1 protein-coding gene is annotated in these 1,634 nt (G+C 65.2%); it reads left to right on the top strand.

Annotated features, from left to right (window positions below; genetic code table 11):
* Positions 1-316: 316 nt before the first annotated feature.
* The coding region (gene istA, locus OC446_RS30265; protein ID WP_262032571.1) for an IS21 family transposase at positions 317-1,634 on the top strand (1,318 nt) is incomplete at its 3' end.

The following is a 1,634-nucleotide window of genomic DNA, read 5'->3' as shown; positions in this document are numbered from 1 at the left end:
GCCGTGGGGTTCTACGTCTTGATCTTGCCGGCCTCGATCACCTGATAGACGCGGAGGGGTGATCAGGTCGGCGACATATGTTGGCGTCGCGCCCAGGGTGGCGGGTTGCAGTTAAACATGCGTGTTTCGCGTGATCGTGAGCAAGGATTTCACCGCATCGTGAGCATGGATTTCAGAGGATCATGAGCAGCGATTTCGCGGCATCGTGAGCAACGATTTCAGGGGATCGTGAGCACCTTTTCGGAGGTGCCGGGACGCTTCGGCCGACAACTCAACCGGTCTACGGGATGCCTCGTTCAACCCACGAGGAGGCCCGATGCCTACCCAGAGATTGTCGATGCGCCGGATCCGAGAAGTTCTTCGTTTAAGACATGCCCAGGGCCTGACCGAACGCGTCATCGCCCGCACGCTGGGGGTCAGCAATGGCGTCGTTCATGGCTATCTGCGCCGCGCCCGTCTGGCAGGGCTGAGCTGGCCTCTGCCGGACGGGCTCGATGATGAGGCGCTCGAACTCCTGCTGTTTCCGGCGCCATCCTCGGCTCAGACCGATCAACGCCCGGTCCCCGACTGGGTTTATGTGGAGAAAGAGCTGCGCCGGCGTGGCGTGACCCGCGTGCTGCTGTGGGAAGAGTATCGTGCCGCTCATCCCGACGGCTTCGGCTACACCTGGTTCTGTACCACCTATGAGGCCTGGAAGGAGCGCGTTCGCCCGACGATGCGCCAGACCCACAGGGGCGGCGAGAAGGTGTTTGTCGATTTTGCCGGCGACACCATCGACGTCTTCGATCCGCTGACCGGCCAAGCCCATACCATGAAGCTGTTCGTTGCGGCGATGGGCGCCTCCAACTACACCTATGCCGAGGCCTGCCCGAGCGAGACCCTGCCGGACTGGATTGCCGTGCACAGCAACCTGTTCGCCTTTCTGGGCGGGGTTCCGAAGTTCGTGATCTGCGACAATCTCAAGGCGGCGGTGACCAACCCCGACCGCTACGATCCCGGCCTCAACCGCACCTACGCCGAGATGGCCGGCCATTACGGCACCGCGATCCTCGCCGCCCGCCCACGCAAGCCCCGGGACAAGGCCAAAGTCGAGGTGGCGGTCCAAATCGCCCAGCGCTGGATCCTGGCCCGGCTGCGCAACCATCGCTTCTTCTCGCTGGCCGAACTCAATGCCACCATCCGCAGGCTGGTCGTCGACCTCAACGCCCGCCAGATGCGTGGCTTTGGCTCCAGCCGGGCCGAGCTCTTCGCCGAGATCGACCAGCCTCGGCTGGGAGCGCTGCCGGATGAGCCCTACGTCTTCGCCCGCTGGAAGCGCTGCCGCGTCGCGCCGGACTATCATGTCGAGGTCGACGGCCACTGGTACTCCGTGCCTTACCGCCTGATCCGGGAACTCGTCGACGTGCGCCTCGCCGGTGCGACGGTCGAGATCTTCCACAACGGCCAGCGGGTCGCCAGCCATGCGCGGGCGCCCAACCGGCGCGGCCACACCACCGTTGCCGAGCATATGCCGAGCGCCCATCGCCGCCACGGCCAGTGGACCCCGCGAGGCCTGATTGCCGCGGGTGAACGGATTGGGCCCTCCGTCGCGGCCTTCTTCGAGGCGGTGATCGCCGACCGGCCGCATCCGGAGC

The sequence above is a fragment of the Microvirga sp. Mcv34 genome, from assembly GCF_024519725.1.
Lineage (GTDB): Bacteria > Pseudomonadota > Alphaproteobacteria > Rhizobiales > Beijerinckiaceae > Microvirga.
The sequence above is the reverse complement of the archived record's forward strand: the minus strand, read 5'-3'. Positions and strand labels throughout refer to the sequence as shown.